This is a genomic window from Achromobacter sp. ES-001, assembly GCF_019448355.1.
Classification (GTDB): Bacteria; Pseudomonadota; Gammaproteobacteria; order Burkholderiales; family Burkholderiaceae_B; genus Achromobacter; species Achromobacter spanius_B.
In genome coordinates, this window is record NZ_CP079940.1 from 1,208,015 (window position 1) to 1,234,096 (window position 26,082).

A 26,082-nucleotide genomic window follows, 5' to 3' on the forward strand; every position below is an offset into this window, starting at 1 on the left:
TTCATAGATCAATTCAAGGTAACCCACCATGAGCAAGATTATTGGCATTGACCTGGGCACGACCAACAGCTGCGTGGCTGTGATGGACGGCGGGCAGGTCAAAATCATTGAAAACGCGGAAGGCGCCCGTACCACCCCCTCGATCGTCGCCTACATGGACGACGGCGAGACCCTGGTTGGCGCTCCCGCCAAGCGTCAGGCCGTGACCAATCCCCGCAATACCCTGTACGCAGTCAAGCGCCTGATTGGCCGCAAGTTCGAAGAAAAGGCCGTGCAAAAGGACATCGACCTGATGCCCTACACCATCGCACGCGCCGATAACGGCGATGCCTGGGTCGAAGTGCGCGGCAAGAAGATGGCGCCTCCCCAAGTGTCGGCCGACGTGCTGCGCAAGATGAAGAAGACCGCCGAGGACTACCTGGGCGAAGAAGTGACCGAGGCCGTGATCACCGTGCCCGCCTACTTCAACGACAGCCAGCGCCAGGCCACCAAGGACGCCGGCCGCATCGCCGGTCTGGAAGTCAAGCGCATCATCAACGAGCCCACCGCGGCCGCGTTGGCGTTCGGCCTGGACAAGACCGAAAAGGGCGACCGCAAGATCGCCGTCTATGACTTGGGTGGCGGCACGTTCGACGTGTCCATCATCGAAATCGCTGACGTTGACGGCGAAAAGCAGTTTGAAGTGCTGTCGACCAACGGCGACACCTTCCTGGGCGGCGAAGACTTCGACCAGCGCATCATCGACTACATCATCTCCGAGTTCAAGAAAGAACAAGGCGTTGATCTGTCCAAGGACGTGCTGGCGCTGCAACGCCTGAAGGAAGCTGCTGAAAAGGCCAAGATCGAGCTGTCCTCGGCCCAGCAGACCGAAATCAACCTGCCGTACATCACGGCGGATGCCTCGGGTCCCAAGCACTTGAACCTGAAGATCACGCGCGCCAAGCTGGAAGCGCTGGTTGAAGAACTGATCGAACGCACGATCGAGCCCTGCCGCGTCGCCATCAAGGACGCTGGCGTGAAGGTTTCCGACATCGACGACGTGATCCTGGTCGGCGGCATGACCCGCATGCCCAAGGTTCAGGAAAAGGTGAAGGAATTCTTCGGCAAGGATCCGCGCAAGGACGTGAACCCTGACGAAGCCGTCGCCGCTGGCGCCGCCATCCAAGGTTCCGTGCTGTCGGGCGACCGCAAGGACGTGCTGCTGCTGGACGTGACGCCTCTGTCGCTGGGTATCGAAACCCTGGGCGGCGTGATGACGAAGATGATCCAGAAGAACACGACGATCCCGACCCGGTTCTCGCAAACCTTCTCGACCGCTGACGACAACCAGCCGGCCGTGACGATCAAGGTGTTCCAGGGCGAACGCGAAATCGCCGCGGGCAACAAGGCGCTGGGCGAGTTCAACCTTGAAGGGATCCCGCCGTCGCCGCGCGGCATGCCGCAAATCGAAGTCACGTTCGACATCGACGCCAACGGCATCCTGCATGTGTCCGCGAAAGACAAGGGTACCGGCAAGGAAAACAAGATCACCATCAAGGCCAACTCGGGTCTGTCGGAAGACGAGATCCAACGCATGGTCAAGGATGCCGAGGCCAACGCCGAGGAAGATCACCGCGTTGCCGAACTGGCTCAGTCGCGCAACCAGGCCGATGCGCTGGTGCACGCCACCCGCAAGTCGTTGACCGAGTACGGCGACAAGCTCGAAGCTTCCGAAAAGGAAAGCATCGAGGCCGCCATCAAGGACCTGGAAGACACGCTGAAGGAAGGCGACAAGGCCGCGATCGACGCCAAGGTGGAAGCCTTGTCGACCGCGTCGCAGAAGCTGGGCGAAAAGATGTACGCCGACATGCAGGCGCAACAAGCCGCCGGCCAGCAGCAAGCGGCCGATAACGCGAAGCCGGTGGACGACAACGTCGTCGACGCCGACTTCAAGGAAGTCAAGCGCGACCAATAATGGCCGGGCGCTGACCAGCCTCTGCCGCCCGGTAGCCGGAGAAATCCGCCTACCGGGCGTACTCATTCTGTAGCACTGAAAAGACGGCTCTATTCGAGCCCACGGATCATGGCAAAACGCGACTATTACGAAGTTCTGGGCGTAGCAAAAAACGCCTCGGACGACGAACTCAAGAAGGCCTATCGAAAGCTGGCCATGAAATACCATCCGGACCGCAATCCGGACAGCAAAGAAGCCGAAGAGAAGTTCAAGGAAGCCAAGGAAGCCTACGAGGTCCTGGGCGATGAACAAAAGCGTGCCGCCTATGACCGCTACGGCCATGCGGGCGTGGATCCCAATTCCGCCGGCATGGGCGGGGCAGGGATGGGCGGCGGCTTTGCCGACGCTTTCGGCGACATCTTTGGCGAGATCTTTGGCGGCGCGGGCGGCGGCGGCCGTCGCGGCGGCCCGCAAGTGTATCGTGGCGCCGACCTGAAATACGCGCTGGAAATCACGTTGGAACAGGCTGCCGCCGGTTTCGACACCGAGATCCGCGTGCCCAGCTGGGAAAACTGCGACACCTGCCACGGCTCCGGCGCCAAGGTCGGCACGTCGCCCAAGACCTGCCGCACCTGCGGTGGCTCGGGCGCCGTGCGTATGCAGCAGGGCTTTTTCAGCGTGCAGCAAACCTGCCCGACCTGCCACGGCAACGGCAAGGAAATCACCGACCCGTGCCCGTCGTGCGATGGCGTGGGCCGCATCCGCCGCAACAAGACCTTGCAGGTGAAGATTCCGGCCGGCATTGATGACGGCATGCGCATCCGCTCCAGCGGCAATGGCGAACCGGGCATCAACGGCGGTCCTCCGGGCGACCTGTATGTGGAAATCCACATCAAGCAGCACAAGATCTTCCAGCGCGATGGCGACGACCTGCACTGCGAGCTGACCATTCCGTTCACCACGGCGGCACTGGGCGGCGAATTGCAGGTGCCCACGCTGGGTGGCAAGGCCGAGATCTCGATTCCCGAGGGCACGCAGTCGGGCAAGACTTTCCGCTTGCGCGGCAAGGGTATCCGCGGCGTGCGCGGCAGCTATCCGGGTGATCTGTACTGCCACGTGGTGGTGGAAACGCCGGTGCGCCTGAGCGAAGACCAGAAGAGCATCCTGCGCCAGTTCGAGACGTCGCTGAACGACGGGGGCGATCGCCACTCGCCGCAAAGCAAGTCCTGGACGGATCGGGTGAAGGAATTCTTCAGCTGATCGGGTTGAAGGACGCTAAAAAGCCGCGATGGAAATCGCGGCTTTTTCTTTTTGGGGGGCGTTTGGCAATGCGCGATCATCCTGGCCCCGGGGGCGTGGAGGATCGCCCAACGTAAAAAGGCCGCGGCTGGCTCGCCGCGGCCTTACTGCTGGTACTGCAACTGCTTGGTACTTCAACTGCTGGGTACTTCAACTGCTTGGTACTGCAACTGCTTGGTACTGCAACTGCTGGGTACTGCAACTGCTGGGTACTGCCACTGCTTGGTACTTCAACTGCTAAGTACTGCTACTGCTAAGTACTGCTACTACTACTGCGGTTGCCGCTGTGCCGGAAAAAACCGGTCCCAGGCCATGATGCCGCCCGAGACCGGCCGGGCTACAGCAAGCAGCTCACCGGGTGATCGGCGGGTATTCGAGCTCGCCGAACGTGTACTGGCCGCTGGCCTTGGCTTGCGCCAGTTCCTGCTGCACCTGGGCGCGGGACTTCGCGCTGGCCGAGGTGGCAATGACGGGCGGGTATTGCAGTTCACCAAAGGTGTATTCGCCGCTGATCTTGGCTTGTTGCAGCTGGGCGCGCACTTCGTCCGAGCTCAGGCTGGCTGCCTGGGGTTGGGCGGGCGGGTAGTCCAGTTCGCCAAACGTGTATTGGCCGCTGGCCTTGGCTTGCTGCAATTCGGTCACGACCTGGTCGCGGGTCTTGGCTTGTTCCAGACCGGCGGCTTGGGCGCCAACGCCAACAAGCGCCAGGGATAGCAACAGGGTGGTGGTTAGGGTTTTCATGATTGAGACCTCCGTGTCATCTTGGATGGGGACCGAATCCGGCGGCCCTCCGTCGTGGTTCGTTGTTTGTTCCCGATGACTGAATTCTGCGCTTGATCCCACCTGGGATAAACCCTTGCTTGTTGAAAACATCTTTCCAAATAACCGAGTAATAAGCGTGATAGTGAAAAATCTCCCCGTTTTTGGCATGGTCTTGGCATGGTCGCGCCCTCCAGGGAAACTTCCCTTACCGCCGGGACGGCAGATGGCGCAAAAAAGCCCCTGCCGTCATCCGGCAGGGGCTAGGGCGTAACTGCCGGGGATCCGGCGCGCTCAGGCGCCGGCAGTACCCGGATCGGTTCAGGTCAAGGCGCGGCTTTCTTCTTGAAGTCGCCGGCGACGGCGGTACTGAAGCCGTCGGGACGCAGGTACTTGCGCAGCGCGGCGTTGACCGCATCTGGCGTCAGGGCCGAGATCTTCTTGTCCATCTCGGCTGACCACTCAAACGTGCGACCACGTTGCAGATAGTCCAGCCAGGTGCTGGCCAGGATGTCGTCCTGCGCGCGCGCCAGGTTGCGGTAGTTGAGCAGCGCGTTGATGCCATCGGTGATTTCCTTGTCGGAAAAGCCGTCTTTCAGCACGCGAGCCAGTTCCTCGTTGATGGCCTTTTCCAGCCGTTCACGATTCTGCGGCGCGTAGATGGCGTACATGGTCCAGCTGGCGCTGGGTTCGAACGAGGACACCGACAACGAACTGCGCACGTTGTACGACAGCCCTTCGGTCTCGCGCACGCGATTCCACAAGCGTGACGTTTCCGACGCACCGAACAGGTAATTGCCCAGATACAGTGCCGCGTAGTCGGCATCGGTGTCTTGCAGCTTGAGCGGCATGCGCGACAAGTAGAACGCATTGGCCTTGTCAGGCGTGTCGATATCGAACTGCTTGGCGGGGATGTCGCGATACGGGTTGGGCACGCGCGTGTAGGCGGGCGCCTTCTTCCAGCCGGCAAGGCCCGTCTTGATGGCCTTTTCGACGGCCGCCGGTTCAAAGTCGCCGACGGCGGAATACTCGATCTTGCCGGCGCCGTAGAACTTGGCGTGGAATTTGACGAGCGCGTCGCGGTTCAGGCCACGTACATTCGTCAGCGACTCTTCGAACGTGGGCACGTAGCGCAGGTCATCCACGGGCCACGGATTGTCCTGGCGGGCCAGGGTGCGTCCGGCCAGGGCTGACGGTTCGGTCATGGCGTTTTGGATCGACGTTTCCAGCTGACGCTGGTATTCGTCCAACTGCTCTTTCGGGAAGTTGGCGTTGCGCACGATGTCCAGCGCCAGGGCAGTGAGCTCGGGCAGGTTTTCGCCCTTGGTCGACATGGCGATCTTCAACGTGGTGCCGCCGCCGCTGAAACCAAGTTCAGCCTGGAGCTTGTCCAGCCGATCCTGGATGTCCTGGCGCGACAGCTTGGCCGTGCCGCGTAACAGCAGGTCGGCCACCGCGCTGGCGTTCACGCGTTGCCCGCGCAGGTCTTTCTCGTTGCCGAACTGGATCAGCATCTGCGCCTGCACGCGGTTGCCGCGCGTGGCCTTGGGCAGCAGCGCCAGTTGAACCGGCCCGTTGGGCAGGTCCAGCTTCTTCCTTTGCGTCAGCTTGTCGATGTTTTCCGGCGTGGGATCGAATGCCGAGGCGGCCTTGAAGTCCGGGTCGCCCTTGTAGTCCTTGAACACGGCGGTCAGGTCCACGCGTTGCGTCTGCGGAGCGCGCAGCGGCTTTTCGGTGGGGATATAACGACCTTCGATGCGATTGCTTTGCAGCAGGTACGTGGTGGCCGCCTGCTGGACTTCAGCCAGCGTGGCCTTGCGGGCGCGGTCGCGCTGCAAGAAGAACAAGCGCCAGTCGCCGGCCGCAATGGCTTCGGACAGCGCCACGCCGACTTGCTCGGGATCGCTGTAGGTTTGTTCCCATGCGGTCAGCCACTTGCTGCGGGCGCGGTCCAGTTCTTGCTGAGTGAACGGTTTTTTACCCAGGGATTCCAGCGTGCCGGTCAGCGTCTTCATGGCGGCGTCCAGGTCTTTGCCGGGCGGCAATTGCGCGCCGAACATCGCCAGGCCCGGATCGCGGTTTTCCATGGTGAAGCCAAATACGCCCGAGGCCATTTTCGTGGCGACCAGCGCGTGGTACAGGCGGCCCGACGGCGTGTCGGACAGGATCACGGTGGCCAGGTCCAGCGGCACGAAGTCGGGGCTGCCAGCGGCGGGGATGTGGTACATCGCGGCAACCAGCGGCGTGCCGCCCGTGCGGCGCAGCGTGACGGAGCGTTCGCCGTCCTGCACGGGTTCCACGGTGTATTCGGGCGGCAGCTTGCGCTCGGGCTTGGGCAGCTTGCCCAGCGTTTGCTCGATGTCTGCCAGGGTGGCTTGCGGGTCGAATTTGCCGGCCACGATCAGCACGGCGTTATCGGGCTGGTAGTACTCGTGATAGAAGGCGCGCAGCTGGCCGATGTCTACGTTTTCAACGTCGGAGCGCGCGCCGATGGTGTTCTTGCCGTAGCTGTGCCACTGGTAGGCGGCGGCCTGCATCTTTTGCATCAGGATGCGTGACGGGCTGTTTTCGCCGCTTTCCATTTCGTTGCGGACGACGGTCATTTCCGAATCCAGGTCTTCCTTGGCGATCAAGGAATTGACCATGGCGTCGGCCTGCCAGCCCAGATACCACTTCAAGGTGTCGGGGTTGGCGGCAAAGCTGGCGAAGTAGTTGGTGCGGTCGCTGGAGGTGGACCCGTTGGCTTGCAAGCCTCGGCGCGAAAACTCGCCCATGGCGTTGCGGGTGGTGGACGTGCCCTTGAACAGCATGTGTTCAAGCAGGTGAGCCATGCCGGTCTGGCCGTAGTTCTCGTTGCGAGAGCCGACCAGGTACGTCATGTTGACCGTGGTGGATGGTTTGGATTCGTCGGGTACCAGCAGCACCCGAAGGCCATTGGCCAAGCGATATTCGGTGATGCCTTCAACCGAGGCGGCCTCCGAAACGCCGGCCGGAAGATTGGCGGCGCCGGCCTGGAAGGCCAGGAAGGAGGAGAACAGCAGCGCACCCAACGGGCGCGGCAGCTTCGACAGGGACAGGCGCATGGCAGACAATTCCTTTGGCATGGCAGAATTCGTTGGAGTGTATACGTTGGCAATGGTTCAGGGGCTGCGGACCTGGGCGCAAGACAAGGAAGTGCGACATGTCGTTATCTCTTGAAGTAGAAACACCGCGTCTGGTGCTGCGGCAATGGCGGGCGGACGACCGCAAGCCCTTCGCCGCCATGAATGCCGACCCTTGCGTAACGGAATTCCTGATCCCGCTTTCCACCGAGCAAAGCGATGCGCTGGCCCAGCGGCTGGCAGCGGGCATCGACGAGCACGGCTGGGGCTTTTGGGCGGTAGAAGCGCCTGGCGCGGCGCCGTTCATCGGCTTTGTCGGCATCAAGCCGTTGCCGGCCCTGCTTCCGTTTGCGCCAGGCGTGGAAGTGGGCTGGCGGCTGGCTCGTCCCTTTTGGGGGCGGGGCTACGCCAGCGAAGCGGCCGAGGCGGCGCTGCGCGTGGGCTTCGACCAGGTGCACCTTCCCGAAATTGTGGCGTTCACCGCCGTGGGCAACCAGCGTTCGCAGGCAGTGATGAGGCGTCTGGGCATGCAGGCCGAGCCCGGCACGTTCGATCATCCCGCCTTGCCCGAGGGGCACAAGCTGCGCGAGCACGTGCTGTATCGACTGCGCCGCGAACAATGGCTGCGCCAGAATAACGGTGACGCAGAGATAGGCGGCGTGCCGGTTGCAGCCGCATAATCGGCCGAAAGTGGCGTCGTCACAGGGTGCTGCACCGCAACACCGTTCGTGCACAAGGCAAATTTGAGCTTGCCCGGCTTGCGGGTGTAAGCTTTTCAACACGTAGTAGCTGTTGCCGACGGGATGCGCGACAGCCGTCTACCCGGCTTCCCGTCCAACGCCAGACGCCGCTGCAAGCGCGGCGCCGGTGCTTGTCGTTCGCGCCTTCGCTGCCGGCATCCTGCCGGCGCATTTTTCGGAGGAACGACCCATGCTGACCGAAATCGTCACGCGTGCCTTGTCCCAATTGACCGGTAGCGCCCTGAACGGCGACGGCATCAAAGGACAGTTTCAGTACGCCTATGCCAGTGATGACGGCCAATTCGTGGCCATACTGACCCATGATATGACCACCTATGTGGTGGACCTGAACGCCCAACGTTATTTTGCCGAGTGCGGTGGTTCGCCCCGTGGGTTTGCCGGGCACGTGCTGGAGATGGAAGGCGCAGCCACGCGCAGCCACCCCTGGCCGGCCGCGAACGATCTCTTTGACTTGGATATGGACGGCGACGACCTGTCCTGGCGCCAATGTCCCGGCCTGCGGCATGCGTCCGCCAACAACCGATCAGTGGAGAGCCGCGCCGCCTGAGAGTGGCCAGAAGCGGCAACACCTCATTGAACCGGCGGATTCGCCGGTCTTTTTTTTGTGCGGACGCTTTCGGCCGATGCGATCGACGCGGCTCGTGACAGTACAATTTCGCGCCATGAACTCGCCCGACATCCACGTCCCACCAGGCGCCACCCTGGTTGATTGCACGCATGCGCGCCATGCCGATCAGATACTGGCCATCTTCAACGACGCCATCGTCAATTCCACGGCGTTGTACGACTACAAGCCGCGTCCGCCAGAGGCCATGCAAGGCTGGTTCCAGGCCAAGCAGCAGGGCGGTTTTCCGGTGGTGGGCTTCGAAAACGAGGCCGGTGAGTTGATGGCCTTTGCCAGCTACGGCACCTTCCGTGCCTGGCCCGCGTTCAAGTATTCGGTCGAGCATTCCGTTTACGTGGACGCGCGTTTTCGCGGCAAGGGGCTGGGCGAAGCGATGATGCGGGTATTGATCGAACGTGCGCGCGCCAACCAGGTGCACGTGTTGGTCGGCGGCATCGACGCCTCGAACGAAGGCAGCATCCACCTGCACGAAAAGCTGGGCTTCACGCATTCCGGCACGATTCGCCAGGCCGGGTTCAAGTTCGGCCGCTGGCTGGATCTGGCGTTTTATCAACTGACGCTGGACACGCCCGAGCAGCCGGTCGACGGCTGACGCCCCGCAGGGCCTTACCGCGCGCCGTTACCGCAACCCCTTACTTGGACAGCAGCCGCATGGCCTGTTCCAGGCCGGCGACGGTGACCGGGTACATGCGGTCCTGCATGATGTCGCGCATCAGCGCGATGGACTGCCGATACTGCCACGACGCGGTGGGCTCGGGGTTCAGCCATACCGACTTGGGCCACGCGTCCAGCAGCCGCCGCATCCATTGGGCGCCGGGTTCCTTGTTGTAGTGCTCGACGGACCCGCCCGGTTGCAGGATTTCGTACGGGCTCATGGTGGCATCGCCCACGATGATCAGGCGCCAGTCCGGGTTGTATTTGCGCAGCACATCCCAGGTGTCGAAGCGTTCGTTCTGGCGGCGGCGGTTGCTTTGCCACAGGCTTTCGTACGGGCAGTTGTGGAAGTAATAGACTTCCAGATTGCGAAATTCGCTGCGCGCCGCTGAAAACAATTCTTCGACGCGGCCGATGTGGTCGTCCATGCTGCCGCCCACGTCCAGCAACATCAGCACCTTCACGGTGTTGTGGCGTTCGGGCACCATGCGCAGGTCCAGGTGGCCGGCGTTGCGCGCGGTGCTGGCGATGGTGTCATCCAGGTCCAGTTCCATTTCGGCGCCTTGGCGCGCGAAGCGGCGCAAGCGCCGTAGCGCCACCTTGAAGTTGCGCGTGCCCAGTTCGACCTGGTCGTCGTAGTCCTTGAACTGGCGCATGTCCCAGACCTTGACGGCCGACCGGTTGCCCGCCGACGCGCCGCCCACGCGAATGCCCTCGGGGTGGTAGCCGCCGTTGCCGAACGGCGACGTTCCGCCGGTGCCGATCCATTTGCTGCCGCCCGCGTGGCGCTCTTTCTGCTCTTGCATGCGTTCCTTGAAAAGCTCCATCAGCTTGTCCCAGCCGTGCTTTTCGATGGCCGCTTTTTCTTCGGGCGTCAGGTTCTTTTCAAACTGCTTGATCAGCCAGTCCAGCGGAATTTCCTTGCCCGGCGGCAGCGCGGCCTCGATGCCCTTGTAATAGGCGCCGAAAGCCTTGTCGTAGCGGTCGTAAAGCGATTCATCCTTGACCAGCGTGGCGCGCGCCAGGAAGTAGAACTCGTCCAGCGTGGGCGCCATCAGATCGTGGCGCAGGGCGTCCACCAGGGTCAGGTATTCCTTGACCGAGACGGGCAGCTTGTGCGCCCGCAGGTGATAGAAAAAGTCGATCAGCATAGGGTGCGCCGGTGGCTGCAAGATCAGCGGCGCTGGCCGCCGCGGGTCATGGCCGCCAGGCGTTCCAGCAGGTGCACATCTTGCTCGTTCTTCAGAAGCGCGCCGGCCATCAGCGGCACGGCGGTTGCTGTGTGGGCGTCGATCTCGGCCGCCGTGGCGTTTTCGGCCAGCAGCAGGCGCAGCCAGTCCAGCAGTTCCGAGGTAGACGGCTTTTTCTTCAGGCCGGGCGCATCGCGCAGCGCAAAAAAGGTGTCCAGCGCCGCGCGCAGCACGTCCTGTTTCAAGTGCGGATAGTGCACGGCCACGATGTCGCGCATGGTGTCGCGATCGGGGAAGCGGATGTAGTGAAAGAAGCAGCGGCGCAGGAACGCGTCGGGCAGGTCTTTTTCGTTGTTGGACGTGATGATGACCAGCGGGCGATGGCGCGCCGAAATGGTCTCGCGCGTTTCGTACACATGGAATTCCATGCGGTCCAGTTCGCGCAGCAAGTCGTTGGGAAATTCGATGTCGGCCTTGTCGATCTCGTCGATCAGCAGCACCACCGGCTCATCGGCCTGGAAGGCTTGCCACAGGGTGCCTTGCACGATGTAGTTGCGGATATCGCGGACTTTTTCGTCACCCAGCTGCGAATCGCGCAGGCGCGAAACGGCGTCGTATTCGTACAGGCCCTGGTGCGCCTTGGTGGTGGATTTGATGTGCCATTGCAGCAGCGGCCGCCCCAGCGCGCGCGCCACCTCTTCGGCCAGCATGGTCTTGCCGGTACCGGGTTCGCCTTTGATCAGCAGCGGGCGCTGCAAGGTCAGGGCGGCGTTGACGGCCAGTTTCAGGTCATCGGTGGCGACGTAGCTGTCGGTCCCGTTGAAGCGGGCAGGCGAGGCGGAGTGTGCGGACTGGGCTGCGGACATTGGCTTATGGCTTCCGAGGATTGACGGTGATCAATACCCATCGCAAGGTATTAATCCTGAGCAATTATCGTACAATCAGGCGGTTTTGCAGTTGGGTTCGACCCGCAACGTGTTTGCAGGGGGCCGACGTGTGAGCAGGCCCTAGTCCTTAAGCCATACCAAGAAGAGCCATTCCAATGAAGTTGCGAACCTCTCTGAAGTGCACGGTTTACGTGTTGGCCGCGATGGCATCCTGTGCGATCGCCGGTCAGGCTGTTGCTGCCGACGCAGCGCCTGTCGGTAATATCCAAAACGCCCGCGACAAGGTCTCCATGTGCATCGGCTGCCACGGCATCGAAGGCTACAAGGCGACGTTCCCCGAGCTGTATCACGTGCCGATGATTGCTGGCCAGAACGCCAAATACATCGAAACCGCCCTGAACGAGTACAAGAAAGGCGCGCGCAGCCATCCCACGATGGACGCCATTGCCGGCAGCCTGTCCGACCAGGACATCGCCGATCTGGCCGCGTACTACTCGAATCTGAAATAAGGGGCAAACAATGAATCGCACGATGCTTGCCCTTCTGGGCGCGACTTTCGCCATGGCGGGCGCCTCCGTCCAGGCGCAGGACCTGGCGGCCGGCAAGGCCGTTTTCGACAAATTCAATTGCGCGTCGTGCCACGGCGCCGACGCCAAGACCGCGGTGGACCCGGCCTACCCCACGCTGGCCGGCCAGCATGCCGACTACCTGTCGCATGCCTTGAAAGCCTACAAACGCGGCGCCTCGGGCAGCGCGGCCACCGCCAACGTGCGCAAGAACCCCATCATGGGCGCCTTTGCCACGCAGCTGTCCGACCAGGATATTTCCAACGTGTCGGCATGGCTCGCGTCTCAGCCCAGCGACCTGGGCGTACGCAAATAAGCCATAACGCTTGCGCGTTGCACGCTACATAAGCGTCAAAGCAAGCATCAAAGGCTGGCGCGGCGCCGGATCAGATCGATATAGGTGTCGCTGTCCAGCGGCGTGCCCAGGCGCTGCGCCTCCCATACGACTTGCCCCAGGCATTCCATGATTTCATGGGCTGCATGGTGCGCGTCCGAGCGGGCGGTCAACTGCTGGTAAGCCAGACGGATGCCGGGCGGATGGTCGATGGACAGCTGCTCGGCGATGGCCAAATGCATGGACAGGTGCAGGAAGGGGTTGGTGCGCCCCTTTTCCACCGCGTATTCCATGGTCATGGCCTCGGGGCTTTCAAGGTCGCCGTGGTATTCGGGATGCTCGATGATCCAGTCCAGCGCGATGGCCTCGAGCGGGGTCAGCACCTCGTTGGCGCGGTGCTTGCGCCAGGTGTCGATAAAGAATTCGCGGACTTGGTCGCGTGAGGGATTGAACATCGGTGGGGGCGCAATGCGGTCTATGGACGCATTATTTTACCGCGCGCCCGATGGCCGCTGGTTGCCGGGAACCCTTTGCGATATAGAATTGGTTGCTATCCGCCATCCGGTGTGCGGTCAGACAGGGGTTTTTCCCTGCGGAATCGGACGCTTTTCGATGCGGCGCGTGCAGAAAAACCACCCGGAGCAAATGGAGCATTCATGTCCTACCAACATATCAAGGTTCCCGCTGGCGGCCAGAAAATCACGGTCAACGCTGATTTCTCGCTGAATGTGCCTGAACAGCCCATCGTTCCCTTCATTGAAGGCGACGGCACGGGCGCTGACATCACCCCGGTGATGATCAAGGTTGTCGATGCCGCGGTGCAAAAAGCCTACGGCGGCAAGCGCAAGATCCATTGGATGGAAGTCTATGCCGGCGAGAAGGCCACCAAGGTCTACGGCCCGGACGTCTGGCTGCCCGATGAAACCCTGGAAGTCGTCAAAGACTACGTGGTGTCCATCAAGGGCCCGCTGACCACCCCCGTGGGCGGCGGCATCCGGTCGCTGAACGTGGCGCTGCGCCAGCAACTGGACCTGTACGTCTGCCTGCGCCCGGTGGCGTACTTCAAGGGCGTGCCTTCGCCGGTGCGTGAACCGGAAAAGACCAACATGGTGATCTTCCGCGAGAACTCGGAAGACATCTATGCGGGCATCGAATACATGGCCGAAAGCGAACAGGCCAAGGAACTGATCCAGTTCCTGCAGACCAAGCTGGGCGTCAAGAAGATCCGCTTTCCGAACACCTCGTCCATCGGCATCAAGCCGGTGTCGCGCGAAGGCACCGAGCGCCTGGTGCGCAAGGCCGCGCAGTACGTTATCGACAACGATCGCACGTCGCTGACGCTGGTGCACAAGGGCAACATCATGAAGTTCACGGAAGGCGGCTTCCGGGACTGGGGCTACGAGCTGCTGCAAAAGGAATTTGGCGCGCAGCTGATCGACGGCGGCCCGTGGTGCAAGTTCAAGAACCCGAAGACGGGCCGCGAGATCATCGTCAAGGACGTGATCGCCGACGCCTTCCTGCAACAGATCCTGCTGCGTCCGGCCGAATATGACGTAATCGCCACGCTGAACCTGAACGGCGACTACATCTCGGATGCGCTGGCCGCGCAGGTGGGCGGCATCGGCATCGCCCCGGGCGCCAACCTGTCGGATTCGGTTGCCATGTTCGAAGCCACCCACGGCACCGCACCCAAGTACGCCGGCAAGGACTACGTGAACCCCGGTTCCGAAATCCTCTCGGCCGAAATGATGCTGCGCCATATGGGCTGGACCGAAGCGGCCGACCTGATCATCTCCAGCATGGAAAAGTCCATCCTGTCCAAGAAGGTCACGTATGACTTTGCCCGCCTGCTGGAAGGGGCGACGCAGGTGTCGTGCTCGGGCTTCGGCCAGGTCATGATCGAAAACATGTAAACCCGCGGTTCGTATCAAGATGGTCCGCTGAACCCGCCCGCCGTCATGGCGGGCGGGTTTTGTCTAACGTATCCGCATGAAGCGCGCTGGCGCTTACGCTGCTCTTTCCAGGTTGATCGCTGTGCCCCGACTGTATGTATCCCTAGCCACCTGGCTTGTATTGCTGGTTCCCGCGCTGGCGTTGACCAGCCCGGTGGGCGGCCCCGCCGTTCTCTATCTCAGCGCGCTGATTGCGCTGACCGCGCTGGCCGTGAACGCCGTCAAGCGCTACGAACCCATGGACTTCCGGGCCTTGTGGCCCATGTCGCTGGTGCTGCTGCTGCCCCTGGCCTGTATGTTCATCACGTCGGCGGTGCGCGGCGTGTGGAGCAATTCCGAACTTGAAAAGCTGTTGCGCTTCGCCTTGGCGCTCCCGGTGCTGTGGCTGCTGCTGCGTGCGCCGCGCCCGTGGTTGAAGGCGGTGCAATGGAGCGTGCTGGTGGGCGCCTTCGGCGGGGCCATGCTGCTGATCGTCACGATGGCGACGGTGGGCCGCAACGGCATGGTGGACGTGGGCGGGCGCTATAACGCGGTGGCGTTCGCCAACCTGACTCTGCTGCTGGGCGGCATGACCTTGCTGTCGATGGGCTTTGGCGCCTGTACGCGCTGGCCGCGCATCGAAATGGCGGTGAAGCTGGCGGTGGTGCTGCTGACCGTCTACGCCACGTGGCAGTCCGAGACGCGCAGCAGCTGGATGTTGCTGCCGATTCTGGCGCTGGTATTCCTGCTGGGCCTGCGCAACTGGAGCCGTCGCCACAAGGTGTATTGCGCGCTGGCGCTGTGTGTGGCGCTGGCCGCCAGCGCCGCCGCGATCTGGACGTTCAGCAGCCGCATGCACGAGATCACGTCCGACGTGCAGGGGTTTGCCACGTCGTCCAACCGCGATACCTCGTTTGGCATCCGCTTGCAGCTGTGGCATGCGTCGCTGCTGATGTTCCAGAAAAGCCCCATCGTGGGCGTGGGCCCCAGCATGTTCCGGGAAGAGCTGCGGCACTTGCAGACGCAGGGGATCGTGACGCAAGAGGTGGTTGAAGGCTTCGGTGAGCCTCACAACGATATGCTGGGTGCGTTGTCCGGATATGGCTTGCTGGGCTTGATGACCATCCTGACCTTGTATCTGGTGCCGGCCGCCGTTTTCTTCCGGCGCATGGCCAGCGACGACCGCGTGATACGGGTGGGAGCGCAGCTGGGCTTGTTGTTCTGCCTGGGTTATTGCGCGTTCAGCTTGACGGAGATGATGTTTCGCAACATGCGCAGCGTGCCCAATTACTCGCTGATCGTGGTCACGCTGATCGCGCTGACGACGCCGCGGCCGACCAAGCAACCAGTGACACCGCCGGCGGTGCCCCCGAGGCCGGTACCCCCGCAGCCATGACCTCCCATCCCTGACGACCCGGCATCCAGTCGCCGGGCCCGCACCAAACAAAACGCAAGGCGTCCCGCGCCTTGCGTTTTTTTTGCGCCCGGCGCTTGCGCCAGATCAACAAGCCCGCGCGCGCTTGGTGAAAACCCTGTGTCTTCTCCGTATCCTGACAAATCTCAATACATAAACAGTCACATTTTGCCGTCTATCGTTTCAGGCGCGCAGTGGGCATGACAAGCACTACAAGGAAATCCGGTGAAGAACTCCAGTCTGCGCAGAGAGTTGTTGTGGTTCGTTTTCGCGATAGGCGCGGCCGTGCTGGCGCTGGGCGCCTGGGATGCGTGGCAGCGTCGGGGTGAAATGGTCGAGGACCGCAAGACGGAACTGCGGCACGTGCTGGACCTGTCGGCCGGCATTTTGCGCAACGGCAAGCAAAGCGTCAGCGAAGGCATGCCGCTGGCCGAGGCCAAGCGCAACGTGGCCAAGCGCCTGTCGCAACTGCGCTATGGCGCCGACGGCTATGTGGGCGCTTTTGGCGATGACTACGCCTTGCTGGTGCACCCTGACCCGAAATTGGTGGGCACCAACGTGCGTGACATCAAGGACGTGGACGGGCTGCCCATATTCCAGCGGCTGTATGCCGGCGGCAAGGCGGGCGGCGGCTATGTGCACTACCGCTTCCCACGGCCCGGCGCGGAGGAAGCGCTGCCGAAGATCAGTTACGCAACCTACGACGCGGAATGGGGCTGGCTAGTCTTCACGGGCCTGTATGTAGACGATGTGGACGCCGCGTTCTATCAGACGCTTTGGCGTCAGGGCGGGGCCACCATCGGTCTGTTGGTGTTGTTGCTGTTGGCGGCGCTGCGTTTTTTCCACACCCATGTGATCCGCCCCTTGGACGAGGCCGTGGCGCTGTGCGAACGCGTGGCCAACGGCGATCTGGCTGGCGAAGTGTCCAGCAACCATCGTGGCGAGATCGGGCAGCTGTTCGAAGCCATGGGGCGCATGCAGACACGGTTGGAAGTGGCCTTGCGCAGCATCGTGCAATCGACCGGGTCCATCGCGGCGGCCTCGCGCCAGATCGCGGCGGGCAGCCTGGACCTGTCGGACCGCACCGAAAAGCAGGCGGCCGCGCTGGAACAGACGGCGGCCAGCGTTGAAGAGATTACGGCTACTGCCCGCCAAAGCGCGGAACACGTGCGCGAAGTCAGCGCGCTGGCCGCGCAGTCGGCAAAGTTGGCGCGTCAGGGCAGCGAAGAAACGCAGCACGCCATCGACGCCATGCGCGAGATCTCGCACAGCTCGCAGCGCATCGGCGAGATCATCAGCGTGATCGACGGCATTGCGTTCCAGACCAACATCCTGGCCCTGAACGCGGCGGTGGAAGCCGCGCGCGCGGGCGAGCAGGGGCGTGGGTTTGCGGTGGTTGCGGGCGAGGTGCGGGCCTTGGCGCAGCGCTCGGCCACGGCCGCCAAAGAAATCAAGGACCTGATCGAAGCCTCGTCCGATTCGGTGGCGCGCGGCAGCGAACGCGTGGGGCAGGCCAGCGCCACGATGGGCAGCGTGCTGGAATCGGCGGCCACCAGCGCGCCGTTGATGGGGGAAATCGCCACGGCGTCGGCTGAACAAAGCGCGGGCATCGAACAGATCAACCAGGCCGTCACGCACCTGGACAGCGTGACGCAACAGAACGCCGCACTGGTCGAAGAGTTTGCCGCGTCGGCCTCGACCCTGCACGATCAGGCCGACGGCCTGGCGCGCGCCGTGTCGGTATTCAAGCTGTCTGCAAGCGGCTCGGCAGCGCCTGCATTGCGCCCAGTGCTCGTTGCAGCCGCGGCGTAAGCTCGCGGCTGGCGGGCATCATCGGCATGCGCAGTTCGTCGGCGATCAGGCCTTGCATGGCCAGCGCACGCTTGATCGGCGCGGGGTTCGGTTCGGCGAACAGCAGCCGGATCAACGCGCGCAGCGGTTCGAATAGCGCCCGGGCGGCGTCGGCCTGGCCCGCGCGCGCCAGCCGCATGATTTCAACGTGGCGTTCGGGAAACAGATGCGCGGCGGCCGGTATGGCGCCGTGTCCGCCGGCCAGCCAGTGGTCCAGCAAGGACAAGTCGTCGCCACACAGCGCATCCAGCTTGCCGCGCGCATTCAGGGCGGCAAGCACGGGCGCATCGCATTCCTTCACCGCCGAAAAATTGGGCAAGGACGCCAGTGTTTCCATGGTTTCCACCGTCATCGTCACGCCGGTGCGCTTGGGGATGTTGTACAGGATGATGGGGCGATCGGTGGCCCAGGCGATCTGCCGGTAATGCCAAAGAATGCCCGCCTGCGATGGGCCCAGATAATAAGGCGGCGGCACCAGATAGCCCGCCGGCCGTAGCTTGTCCAGGCGCCGGATGGCCGTGGCCACGCCGCGCGTGTCCACGCCGCCCGCGCCGAACACCAGCGGCAGCGCGTGCGGATCGCTGTTGATCGCCTGCGCCATGTCGATCTTTTCGGACAGGCTTAGCAAGTTGCCTTCGCCGGTGGACCCGAACAGCACCAGCCCGGCGATGCCCGCGTTGCGGTAATAGCGGGCCAGCGCCTGGGCCGCGTCCACGTCCACATAGCCGCCACGCAGCGGCGTGATCATCGGCAGCCAGATGCCTTCAAAGCGGGGGGTGACGGGCATGTCCATGGTTATTGCCCCGTCAGGGTGGCGGCCGGGCGCACGGTGCCGAATTCGGCCTGCGGCAGCCCACGCATGACGGCTTGCATCATGTCATCCAGTTGGTCCCGGCTGCATTGCAATTGCAGCGTGCTTTGCGCGCGGGCGTGGTCCACCGACAGCAAATAGATGCCGATGCGCGTGCCCAGGGCCCGATGCAGCGCCAGGCGCACGTTCAAGGCATCCAGCGTATCGATCCTGACCGTCAGCGCCACCTGTTCGTTGCGCGCCTGCGCAGGCGCGGGAAAGGGGGCAAGCAAGGCGGGGCCAGAGGAATTGGGTTGGGCGATCATGGCGGGGGCGGGGCGGAAGGCGCTGCTTGCGGCGATCCGCGTATCGGTTGGTTGATGACGATTCCACTATAGGAAGGGCGCCGTAAACCGCGCCGATAAAAGCGGGTGCGGCGCGTAAAAATCGCGTCAACGCCCGGGGGGATCAAAAGGTTTTGGTCAAGGACAGCACGCCTGTCGCGCGGCCCATGTCGCGACCGCGGGTGTTGGTGTAGACGGCGCGATCCGCGTTGGTGTCCAGGTAGGCCAGCGATACCGACAGGCCTTGTCCAAAGTCCTTGGTCAGCCCCAGCTTCCAGTCGGTATACGACCCGTTGTCCACGTTTTTCACCATCTGGCGGCCGGCATGGGCGTTCAGGGTCAGGCCCCACACCCCGGTGTCGACGTTGGCGCTCAGGTCGAAGTATTGGCTGTATTTGCTGTCGGCAAAGCCGAACAGGTTGGTCATGGCAATGGAATACTTGAACATGACCGGGCCATAGCCGATGCCGGCGTAGAGTTCGGTGGTGTCGGGGCTGGTGTAGCCGGACGGGAAATCGCCCGGGTAGTAGTACTGCAAGACACCCAGGTCCACGGGCACGCCGTCGGCCACATTGCCCTTGTAGCCGCCGTAGAAATCCATTTCCACGGGGGCGGAAACGTCGGGGTTGCTGTCGCCGAGCCAGCTGATGCTGGAATTCCAGTTGCCCAGATAAAAGCCGCTGCGGTGGGCAAGGTCGAAGCCGCCTTGCACGGCGGGTTTGTTGTCCGACTGCATCAGGCCGCGATAGCGGTATTGGCTGGTCAGGCTGAGGTTTGCGGACAAAGTGAAGTCGGGGTCGGCGGGGGCGACCGGGGCGTCATTGGCTTGGGCGGTGGCGGCCAGCGTCAGCAGCGCCAGCGCGGCCAAGGAATTGCGGGACATGGAATGCTCCTGCTGTTGAACGGATGGCAACAATAGGAGGATCGGCATAAAGCGCGAGACAAGACACAGGCGGCACGCGTAAAGATCGCGTCAATGTGGATTACAGGCACGACGATCGCAGGCACGGGGATCACAGGCACGTTGATTACATCCACGTTCACTACATCCACGTTCACTACATCCCGGTCACCGCGATCCGTTGCCCCGCTCAGCCCGCGAAGCGGTACCCCACGCCGATCTCGGTCAGCAGGAACACGGGCTGCGCGGGGTCGGCTTCGAGCTTTTGCCGCAGGTGCCCCATGTAGATGCGCAGGTAGTGGTTGCTTTCGATATGCGACGGCCCCCACACCTCGCGCAGCAGTTCTCGATGCGTCATGACCTTGCCCCGGTGCGCCAGCAGTGCGGCAAGCAGTCGGTATTCCATGGCGGTCAGGTGCACGTGCTGGCCGCCGCGTTCGACGACGCGCCGCGAGAAGTCGACGCGCACGTCGCCAAAGCTGATCTCGGCGGCGCTGGCCGCGCCCGCCCGCGCATGGCGGCGCAACAGCACGCGCAGCCGCGCGAGAAGTTCGCTGACGCCGAACGGCTTGGTCAGGTAATCGTCGGCGCCCGCGTCCAGCGCCGCCACCTTGTCCGGCTCGGCGCTGCGGGCCGATAGGACCAGCACCGGCACCTGCGTCCAGCCGCGCAACTCGCGGATCAGCGTCATGCCGTCTTCGTCGGGCAGCCCCAGGTCCAGCACGATGGCGTCGGGCTGGCGCGTGCCGGCCTCGATCAGGCCGCGCTTGACCGTGTCGGCCTCGTGCACGGCGCAGCCCTCGCTTTCCAGGGCCTGGCGTACGAAGCGCCGGATGTTGGCGTCGTCTTCAATGATCAGGACGGTAGGCTGGTAGTCGAACATGCAAAAGGCGCTTTCAATGGGAATTGGGGGAATTGGGGGAATCGGCGGATTCGGTGGATTCGGGCTGGACGTCGGGCGGGGTGCCCAGCGGCAGGCTGAAGACGAACTGCGCGCCATGGGCCTGGCCCGGCGTGTGCTCCACCCAGATACGGCCGTGGTGGGCCAGGATGATGGCTTCGCATACCGCCAGGCCCAGGCCCACGCCGGGGGTGGCGGATTCGCGGTCGCCGCGCGTGAATTTTTCGAAGATGCGGCGCTCGGCGCCCGGTGTGACGCCCGGGCCGTTGTCGCAGACGGCCACGCGCAGCGAGTCATCGTGCACCGCCGCGTGGATATGCACGGTACTGCCGGGCGGCGTGTACTTGGCGGCGTTTTCAAGCAGGTTGCACAGCACGCGTTCGATCAGCACGCCGTCGCATTCCACCAGCGGCAGGTCGGACAGGCGCGCAACGGTGACGTGGTGCGCGGCAAGCGGCTCGCGCATGGCGGCCAGCGACGCGCCCACCAGTTCTTCAATGGACTGCCATTCCAGGCGCAGCGGCGTGTCATGGCTTTGCAGCCGCGCCATGTCCAGCAGATTGACCACCAGCGCATGCATGCGCTGCGCCTGGTCGCGCATGGCGCGAATGGTGTCCTGCACATCGTCCGGCAGCGTGCCCGGCCGGCGCGTCAGCGTGTCCGTCATGCCGACCAGGCTGGTCAGCGGGGTGCGCAGGTCATGCGACACCGCCGCCAGCAGCGAATTGCGCAGCCGTTCGGATTCCATGCTGACCAGTGCCTGCTGCGCGACTTCGACATAGTGCAGCCGCTCCAGCGCAATGGCGATCAGCGTGGCGTAGGCCTCGATCTGGCGGCGCGCGTCGGGATGCGTGAACAGACTGCGGCGCGGCGCGGCCAGGGCCAGCACGCCGCGCGTGCGCATCGGCGCTTTCAGGGGAAGGTACAGCAGGTCGCTGTTGGACAGCGTGGCGGTCCCCGCGCCGGCGGGTTGGCCATGGTCGTACACCCATTGGGCCAAGGCGGACTCCAGCGCCGGCATATCGTCGGCGGCGGGCGAGGCCAGCTTCAGGCGGTCGTCCAGCCCCAGGATATACAGCGCGCAGCGCGAGCCGAACGTGGCGTGCACGAATGCGCCGGCCAGCGCCACGATCTGTTCCGGCAACAATGCCGACGACAGCTCGCGCGCGAATTCGTACAGGCTGCGCGCGTCGGCTTCGCGCTTGACCGACACCTGCGCCTGTAGTCGCAGCCCGGCCGTCAACTGCCCGATCAGCAAGCCCACGGCCAGCAGCACGGCGAACGTCAGCAGGTACTGCACGTCCGACACGGCAAAGGATGCCAGCGGCTGTACGAAGAAAAAGTCGAACAACGCCACGCTGACCACGGACGCCAGCGCGGCCGGGCCACGCCCGTGACGCAGCGCCACGGCCACTACCGCCAGCAGGAACAGCATGACGATGTTGGTCTGGTGCAGCGCCGGAAACGCCAGCATCGACAAGCCCGTGGCGGCCGCGCAATAGCACAGCGCCCAGGCATAGCCCGACCAAGGTGTGGTGTTGCGGTCATCGGCTGGCGTGCGTGCGCGATGCCCCAGCGTCAGCGGGTCGCGCCCTGGCGCCGCGCTGGCGGGCAGGGGCGGTGCGCCCAGCCGGATGATGTCGATTTCGGGGCAGCCCGCGGCCAGCATGTCGGCAAAGCTGTGGCGGCGCCACAGCCAGCCCGGCGCCAGCGCCGCCGACAGCAAGGCGGATAGCGACACGCGCAGCCGTTGCAGGCCGCTTGCGCGGGTGCGCCCCACGACGGCCTTGGTGATGTTGTGCCGACGCACGTAGCGCACAACGGCATCCACCATGTCGCCGCCGGGCAGCGTTTCCGTGCGCGCGCCCAGGCCGTCGGCAAGCGCCAGGCTGCGCTGCATGCGGTCTTGCTGGGCCTGGGGGGTGGGCGCCGCGCGCGGCGTGTCGATGGTGACCACGTGCAGGTCGCAGTCCAATTGCTGGCTCAGGCGGTGCGCGCTGCGGATCACGTATTCGGCGTCCGCGTCCGGGCCGATGCAGGCCACCACGGCTTCGCGCGTGCGCCACACCGAATCAATGGCGCGGTCGCGGCGATAGGCCTGCACGTCGTCGTCCACGTGGTCGGCGGTGCGGCGCAAGGCCAGTTCGCGCAGCGCGATCAGGTTGCCCTTGCGAAAGAAATTGCGCGTGGCGTGGCGCGCCTGCTCGGGCAGATAGACCTTGCCTTCTTTCAGGCGCCGCAGTAGTTCGTCGGCCGACAGGTCCACCAGGATGACCTCGTCGGCGGTGTCGAAGACCTCGTCCGGCACGGTTTCCCACACGCGCACGCCGGTGATGCTGCCCACCGCTTCGTTCAGGCTGTCCAGATGCTGCACGTTCAGCGTGGTCCAGACGTCGATGCCGGCGGCCAGCAATTCGTGGATGTCCTGCCAGCGCTTGGCGTGGCGCGAGCCCGGCGCGTTGGAATGCGCCAGCTCGTCCACCAGCACCAGCGCGGGCCGGGCGGCCAGCGCGCCGTCCAGGTCGAATTCGCGCAGCACGTGGCCCCGGTACGCCACGTCTTTCAAGGGCAGCGTTGCCAAGCCATCCAGCAGGCTTGCCGTTTCGCGGCGGCCGTGGGTTTCGACGATGCCGGCCAGCACGTGCACGCCTTGCTCGGCTTGCGCGCGGGCGGCCACCAGCATGGCGTAGGTCTTGCCCACGCCGGCCGATGCGCCGAAGTACACGCGAAGCTTGCCGCGCACCGCCTGGCGCGCGGCGTCGTCCAGCGTTTTCAAGAGCGCGTCGGGATCGGGACGCTCGCCAGCAATGTCAGCCATGAAGCGCAAAGTGTGGGGTGGAAAAGGCTGGCGCTACTATACGCCGCGCCGTCATGGCGCAGGGCGCAATGCATCCAGCGCCAGGTTCAAGGTCAACACATTGACGGTCGGGTCACCCAGCACGCCGATCCAGGGCTTTTCGGTGTGCGCCTGAATCAACGCATCCACTTGAGCGCGCGGCAGATGGCGGAGGCGCGCCACCCGCGCGGCCTGATAGTTGGCGGCGGCCGGGCTGATGTGCGGGTCCAGGCCGCTGCCGGACGCGGTGATCAGGTCCACCGGCACCGGCGTGGGGTTGTCCGGATCGGCCGCTTTCAAGGCCGCGATGCGTTCCTGGATGGCTTGTGCCAGCGCGGGGTTGCGCGGGCCCAGGTTGGACCCGCCGGAGGCCGCGCCGTTGTACGGCATGGGCGCGGTGGCCGACGGCCGGCTCCAGAAGTACCGCGGTTCGCTGAACGCCTGGCCGATCAGCGCCGACCCGACGACCTTGTCGCCCTGCGTGATGAGCGAGCCGGCCGCCTCGTGCGGGAACACCACGGCGGCCACGCCGCGCGTCAGGAAGGGGTAGGCCAGGCCGGTCACGAGCGACAGCGCGGCAAAGACGACCAGCGCGGGGCGCAGGATGCCGCCTTGGCGGGCCGGGGTGGGGGCAGTGGCGGCTGCGTTTGGGGAAGTTGTGGCTTGCATGATGAATTCCTTGAATGAGGCAGGCTCTGGGCGGGCTCACCGGCGGGCGCGAGGCGCGCGCCGGGGGCCGGTAGTGACTGGGTGCGGGTTACGTCGGCGGCATGACAGACGTGGGCTACGTGCTTATGTTGCGGGCCGCGCCAGGCCGGCGCGGGCGTCAGGCCCACCCCAGCGCGGCCAGCACCATGTCGACCAGCTTGATGCCGATGAATGGCACCAGCAGGCCGCCCAGGCCGTAGATCAGCAGGTTGCGGCGCAGCAGCACCGAGGCGCCCAGCGGCCGATAGCGCACGCCCTTGAGGGCCAGCGGAATCAGCACCACGATGATCAGCGCGTTGAAAATCACGGCCGACAAGATGGCCGAGGCTGGCGTGGCCAGCTGCATGATGTTCAGCACGTTCAACTGCGGATACACGGTGGCGAAGGCGGCCGGAATGATGGCGAAGTACTTGGCTACGTCGTTGGCCACGCTGAACGTGGTCAAGGCTCCGCGCGTCATCAGCATCTGTTTGCCGATTTCAACGATCTCGATCAGCTTGGTGGGGTTGGAATCCAGGTCCACCATGTTGCCCGCTTCCTTGGCGGCCTGGGTGCCCGAGTTCATCGCCACGGCCACGTCGGCTTGCGCCAGCGCGGGCGCGTCGTTGGTACCGTCGCCCGTCATCGCCACCAGCCGGCCTTCGGCTTGATAGGCGCGGATCAGCTTCAGCTTGGCCTCGGGCGTCGCTTCGGCCAGGAAGTCGTCCACCCCGGCTTCGGCGGCGATGGACGCGGCGGTCAGCTTGTTGTCGCCGGTGATCATTACCGTCTTGATGCCCATGCGGCGCAGTTCGGCAAAGCGCGACTGGATGCCCGGCTTGACGATGTCTTTCAGCTCGACCACGCCCAGCGCGCGATTGCCGTCGCTGACCAGCAGCGGCGTGCTGCCGCGCCGGGCTACGTCTTCGGCTTGATGCAACACGGCGTCGGGCACGTTGGCGTCCAGCGCTTTGAGCCAGGACTGTACGGCGTCTATCGCGCCCTTGCGGATCATGCGTTCGCCCAGGTTCACGCCGCTCATGCGCGATTGCGCGGTGAACGGGACGAACTCCGCGTCTTCCACACGCGTGGCGGGGGCGTGCGTGGTCTTGTCGGCCAGCGCCACGATGCTGCGTCCTTCGGGCGTTTCATCGGCCAGCGAAGCCAGCCGTGCCGCGTCCGCCAATTCGCGGGCCGACACGCCCGGGGCGGGCAGGAAGGTGGACGCCTGGCGGTTGCCGAAGGTGATGGTGCCCGTCTTGTCCAGCAGCAGGACATCGACATCGCCCGCCGCTTCAACCGCGCGGCCCGAGGTCGCGATGACGTTGGCGCTCATCATGCGGCTCATGCCCGCCACGCCGATGGCCGACAGCAGGCCGCCGATGGTGGTCGGGATCAGGCACACCAGCAGCGCCACCAGCACGGTCACGGTCACCGCCGCACCGCCGCCCGCCGCGCTGACCGCGTAGATGGAGAAGGGCATCAGCGTCACGACCACCAGCAGGAACACCACCGTCAGGCCGACCAGCAGGATGGTCAGTGCCAGTTCGTTGGGCGTCTTCTGGCGCTTGGCGCCTTCCACCATGGAGATCATGCGGTCCAGGAAGCTCTCGCCGGGGTCGGCCGCGATGCGCACGAAGATCCAGTCGGACAGCACGCGCGTGCCGCCGGTGACGGAAGAAAAATCGCCACCCGATTCACGGATGACGGGCGCCGACTCGCCGGTGATGGCGCTTTCGTCCACCGAGGCCACGCCCGCGATGACCTGCCCGTCGCCGGGAATGGTTTCACCCGCTTCGATCAGCACCACGTCGTCCCGGCGCAGCAGGCCCGAAGCCTGGCTGACGGCCTGGCCGCGCCATTGATCGGGATGTGCGTCGCGGGCGTCGGCATCGTGAAAGTTCTTGAGCAGGCGCGCGTTGATGGTGGTGCGCAAGCCGCGCAGCGTCGCCGCCTGCTGCTTGCCGCGGCCTTCAGCCAGGGCCTCGGCGAAGTTGGCGAACAACACCGTGAACCACAGCCATACGGCGATGGCCAGGATGAAGCCGGCGGGCGCTTCGGCCTGGCCGCGCAGGGCCATGACCCACAGCACGGTGGTCAGGATGCTGCCCACGTACACCACGAACATGACGGGGTTTTTCAGTTGCGCGGCGGGCGACAACTTGCGCAGGCTGTCCAGCAGCGCGGGCGCGACCAGCGATCGGGACCACATGCCGAACGGGGGCTCTTGGGGGGTGACGTCGGGTGCGCGGGCGGCGCCGCCGCCTGCGCTTGAGGTTTGCATTTCAATCTTGGCCATGTTGTTTCCTAGCCTGTTG

Annotated in this window: 22 protein-coding genes; 10 read left to right on the forward strand and 12 right to left on the reverse strand. The window is 64.2% G+C overall.

Going from position 1 to position 26,082, the window contains the following annotated elements; translation table 11 throughout:
• The first annotated feature begins 28 nt into the window (after positions 1-28).
• Together dnaK and dnaJ are read left to right on the forward strand one after the other, a co-directional pair.
• Positions 29-1,954 (forward strand): molecular chaperone DnaK, encoded by a 1,926-nt coding sequence (gene dnaK / locus KYT87_RS05405; protein ID WP_046803411.1) that lies wholly within the window; start codon positions 29-31, stop codon positions 1,952-1,954.
• Positions 1,955-2,062: 108 nt separating this feature from the next.
• On the forward strand, positions 2,063-3,193 hold the full coding sequence (gene dnaJ / locus KYT87_RS05410; RefSeq protein WP_046803410.1) for a molecular chaperone DnaJ: 1,131 nt from the start codon (positions 2,063-2,065) through the stop codon (positions 3,191-3,193).
• Between the two features lie 390 nt (positions 3,194-3,583).
• Here the strand turns inward: dnaJ and KYT87_RS05415 are convergent, their stop codons facing one another.
• Positions 3,584-3,973, reverse strand: coding sequence for a DUF4148 domain-containing protein (locus tag KYT87_RS05415; protein ID WP_104143605.1), 390 nt, complete (start codon positions 3,971-3,973; stop codon positions 3,584-3,586).
• A 344-nt stretch (positions 3,974-4,317) separates the two neighbouring features.
• Complete coding sequence (locus KYT87_RS05420) at positions 4,318-7,074, reverse strand: pitrilysin family protein (RefSeq protein ID WP_219991797.1); 2,757 nt, start codon at positions 7,072-7,074, stop codon at positions 4,318-4,320.
• Positions 7,075-7,172: 98 nt separating this feature from the next.
• Here KYT87_RS05420 and KYT87_RS05425 point away from each other — a divergent pair, with 98 nt between their 5' ends.
• From KYT87_RS05425 to KYT87_RS05435, 3 genes are all read left to right on the forward strand, one after another.
• Positions 7,173-7,772 (forward strand): GNAT family N-acetyltransferase, encoded by a 600-nt coding sequence (locus KYT87_RS05425; RefSeq protein WP_104143608.1) that lies wholly within the window; start codon positions 7,173-7,175, stop codon positions 7,770-7,772.
• A 250-nt stretch (positions 7,773-8,022) separates the two neighbouring features.
• Positions 8,023-8,400, forward strand: a complete 378-nt coding sequence (locus KYT87_RS05430; protein ID WP_104143610.1) for a hypothetical protein — start codon at positions 8,023-8,025, stop codon at positions 8,398-8,400.
• 115 nt (positions 8,401-8,515) lie between these two features.
• Positions 8,516-9,070, forward strand: coding sequence for a GNAT family N-acetyltransferase (locus KYT87_RS05435; RefSeq protein WP_046803406.1), 555 nt, complete (start codon positions 8,516-8,518; stop codon positions 9,068-9,070).
• Positions 9,071-9,110: 40 nt separating this feature from the next.
• Here KYT87_RS05435 and KYT87_RS05440 read toward each other — a convergent pair whose 3' ends face one another.
• Positions 9,111-10,283 (reverse strand): VWA domain-containing protein, encoded by a 1,173-nt coding sequence (locus KYT87_RS05440; RefSeq protein ID WP_219991798.1) that lies wholly within the window; start codon positions 10,281-10,283, stop codon positions 9,111-9,113.
• Positions 10,284-10,306: 23 nt separating this feature from the next.
• Complete coding sequence (locus tag KYT87_RS05445) at positions 10,307-11,188, reverse strand: MoxR family ATPase (protein WP_046803404.1); 882 nt, start codon at positions 11,186-11,188, stop codon at positions 10,307-10,309.
• A gap of 176 nt (positions 11,189-11,364) precedes the next feature.
• Here KYT87_RS05445 and KYT87_RS05450 point away from each other — a divergent pair, with 176 nt between their 5' ends.
• Both KYT87_RS05450 and KYT87_RS05455 read left to right on the forward strand, forming a co-directional pair.
• Positions 11,365-11,718, forward strand: coding sequence for a cytochrome c (locus tag KYT87_RS05450; protein ID WP_046803403.1), 354 nt, complete (start codon positions 11,365-11,367; stop codon positions 11,716-11,718).
• A gap of 10 nt (positions 11,719-11,728) precedes the next feature.
• A complete protein-coding gene (locus tag KYT87_RS05455) occupies positions 11,729-12,091 on the forward strand; it encodes a cytochrome c (RefSeq protein ID WP_046803402.1) in 363 nt (120 codons plus the stop codon).
• A 47-nt stretch (positions 12,092-12,138) separates the two neighbouring features.
• Here KYT87_RS05455 and KYT87_RS05460 read toward each other — a convergent pair whose 3' ends face one another.
• Positions 12,139-12,564 (reverse strand): DUF1841 family protein, encoded by a 426-nt coding sequence (locus KYT87_RS05460; protein WP_046803401.1) that lies wholly within the window; start codon positions 12,562-12,564, stop codon positions 12,139-12,141.
• Between the two features lie 201 nt (positions 12,565-12,765).
• Here KYT87_RS05460 and icd point away from each other — a divergent pair, with 201 nt between their 5' ends.
• The 3 genes from icd (at position 12,766) to KYT87_RS05475 (ending at position 17,266) form a co-directional block, all read left to right on the forward strand.
• Positions 12,766-14,022, forward strand: coding sequence for an NADP-dependent isocitrate dehydrogenase (gene icd, locus KYT87_RS05465; protein WP_006217809.1), 1,257 nt, complete (start codon positions 12,766-12,768; stop codon positions 14,020-14,022).
• Between the two features lie 121 nt (positions 14,023-14,143).
• On the forward strand, positions 14,144-15,436 hold the full coding sequence (locus KYT87_RS05470; RefSeq protein WP_370638749.1) for an O-antigen ligase family protein: 1,293 nt from the start codon (positions 14,144-14,146) through the stop codon (positions 15,434-15,436).
• Positions 15,437-15,679: 243 nt separating this feature from the next.
• Positions 15,680-17,266, forward strand: coding sequence for a methyl-accepting chemotaxis protein (locus KYT87_RS05475; protein ID WP_219991799.1), 1,587 nt, complete (start codon positions 15,680-15,682; stop codon positions 17,264-17,266).
• Here KYT87_RS05475 and KYT87_RS05480 read toward each other — a convergent pair.
• The 7 genes from KYT87_RS05480 to kdpB all read right to left on the reverse strand — a co-directional run bounded on the left by KYT87_RS05480 (position 17,199) and on the right by kdpB (position 26,063).
• The gene (locus KYT87_RS05480; protein ID WP_219991800.1) at positions 17,199-18,098 is read right to left on the reverse strand and encodes a 4-hydroxy-tetrahydrodipicolinate synthase; all 900 of its coding nucleotides are present in this window, start codon (positions 18,096-18,098) and stop codon (positions 17,199-17,201) included. The two genes, KYT87_RS05475 and KYT87_RS05480, sit on opposite strands and share 68 nt — an antisense overlap.
• A 2-nt stretch (positions 18,099-18,100) precedes the next feature.
• A complete protein-coding gene (locus KYT87_RS05485) occupies positions 18,101-18,421 on the reverse strand; it encodes a hypothetical protein (protein WP_046803398.1) in 321 nt (106 codons plus the stop codon).
• 142 nt (positions 18,422-18,563) lie between these two features.
• On the reverse strand, positions 18,564-19,322 hold the full coding sequence (locus KYT87_RS05490; protein ID WP_219991801.1) for a TorF family putative porin: 759 nt from the start codon (positions 19,320-19,322) through the stop codon (positions 18,564-18,566).
• A 208-nt stretch (positions 19,323-19,530) separates the two neighbouring features.
• The gene (kdpE, locus tag KYT87_RS05495; RefSeq protein WP_046803396.1) at positions 19,531-20,223 is read right to left on the reverse strand and encodes a two-component system response regulator KdpE; all 693 of its coding nucleotides are present in this window, start codon (positions 20,221-20,223) and stop codon (positions 19,531-19,533) included.
• Positions 20,224-20,236: 13 nt separating this feature from the next.
• Positions 20,237-23,059, reverse strand: coding sequence for a sensor histidine kinase KdpD (locus KYT87_RS05500; protein ID WP_219991802.1), 2,823 nt, complete (start codon positions 23,057-23,059; stop codon positions 20,237-20,239).
• A 51-nt stretch (positions 23,060-23,110) separates the two neighbouring features.
• Entirely contained in the window at positions 23,111-23,746 is a 636-nt protein-coding gene (gene kdpC / locus KYT87_RS05505) for a potassium-transporting ATPase subunit KdpC (protein WP_046803395.1), read from the reverse strand.
• A 157-nt stretch (positions 23,747-23,903) separates the two neighbouring features.
• A complete protein-coding gene (gene kdpB, locus KYT87_RS05510) occupies positions 23,904-26,063 on the reverse strand; it encodes a potassium-transporting ATPase subunit KdpB (protein WP_219991803.1) in 2,160 nt (719 codons plus the stop codon).
• Positions 26,064-26,082: the final 19 nt, after the last annotated feature.

Coding starts and splice junctions, on each gene's coding strand:
- KYT87_RS05430 (WP_104143610.1), top strand. CDS start 8,023: ATGCTGACCGAAATCGTCACGCGTGCCTTGTCCCAATTGACCGGTAGC.
- KYT87_RS05435 (WP_046803406.1), top strand. CDS start 8,516: ATGAACTCGCCCGACATCCACGTCCCACCAGGCGCCACCCTGGTTGAT.
- dnaJ (WP_046803410.1), top strand. CDS start 2,063: ATGGCAAAACGCGACTATTACGAAGTTCTGGGCGTAGCAAAAAACGCC.
- KYT87_RS05420 (WP_219991797.1), bottom strand. CDS start 7,074: ATGCGCCTGTCCCTGTCGAAGCTGCCGCGCCCGTTGGGTGCGCTGCTG.
- kdpE (WP_046803396.1), bottom strand. CDS start 20,223: ATGTTCGACTACCAGCCTACCGTCCTGATCATTGAAGACGACGCCAAC.
- KYT87_RS05445 (WP_046803404.1), bottom strand. CDS start 11,188: ATGTCCGCAGCCCAGTCCGCACACTCCGCCTCGCCTGCCCGCTTCAAC.
- KYT87_RS05460 (WP_046803401.1), bottom strand. CDS start 12,564: ATGTTCAATCCCTCACGCGACCAAGTCCGCGAATTCTTTATCGACACC.
- KYT87_RS05500 (WP_219991802.1), bottom strand. CDS start 23,059: ATGGCTGACATTGCTGGCGAGCGTCCCGATCCCGACGCGCTCTTGAAA.
- KYT87_RS05415 (WP_104143605.1), bottom strand. CDS start 3,973: ATGAAAACCCTAACCACCACCCTGTTGCTATCCCTGGCGCTTGTTGGC.
- KYT87_RS05425 (WP_104143608.1), top strand. CDS start 7,173: ATGTCGTTATCTCTTGAAGTAGAAACACCGCGTCTGGTGCTGCGGCAA.
- KYT87_RS05440 (WP_219991798.1), bottom strand. CDS start 10,283: ATGCTGATCGACTTTTTCTATCACCTGCGGGCGCACAAGCTGCCCGTC.
- icd (WP_006217809.1), top strand. CDS start 12,766: ATGTCCTACCAACATATCAAGGTTCCCGCTGGCGGCCAGAAAATCACG.
- KYT87_RS05480 (WP_219991800.1), bottom strand. CDS start 18,098: ATGGACATGCCCGTCACCCCCCGCTTTGAAGGCATCTGGCTGCCGATG.
- dnaK (WP_046803411.1), top strand. CDS start 29: ATGAGCAAGATTATTGGCATTGACCTGGGCACGACCAACAGCTGCGTG.
- KYT87_RS05450 (WP_046803403.1), top strand. CDS start 11,365: ATGAAGTTGCGAACCTCTCTGAAGTGCACGGTTTACGTGTTGGCCGCG.
- KYT87_RS05455 (WP_046803402.1), top strand. CDS start 11,729: ATGAATCGCACGATGCTTGCCCTTCTGGGCGCGACTTTCGCCATGGCG.
- KYT87_RS05485 (WP_046803398.1), bottom strand. CDS start 18,421: ATGATCGCCCAACCCAATTCCTCTGGCCCCGCCTTGCTTGCCCCCTTT.
- kdpB (WP_219991803.1), bottom strand. CDS start 26,063: ATGGCCAAGATTGAAATGCAAACCTCAAGCGCAGGCGGCGGCGCCGCC.
- KYT87_RS05490 (WP_219991801.1), bottom strand. CDS start 19,322: ATGTCCCGCAATTCCTTGGCCGCGCTGGCGCTGCTGACGCTGGCCGCC.
- kdpC (WP_046803395.1), bottom strand. CDS start 23,746: ATGCAAGCCACAACTTCCCCAAACGCAGCCGCCACTGCCCCCACCCCG.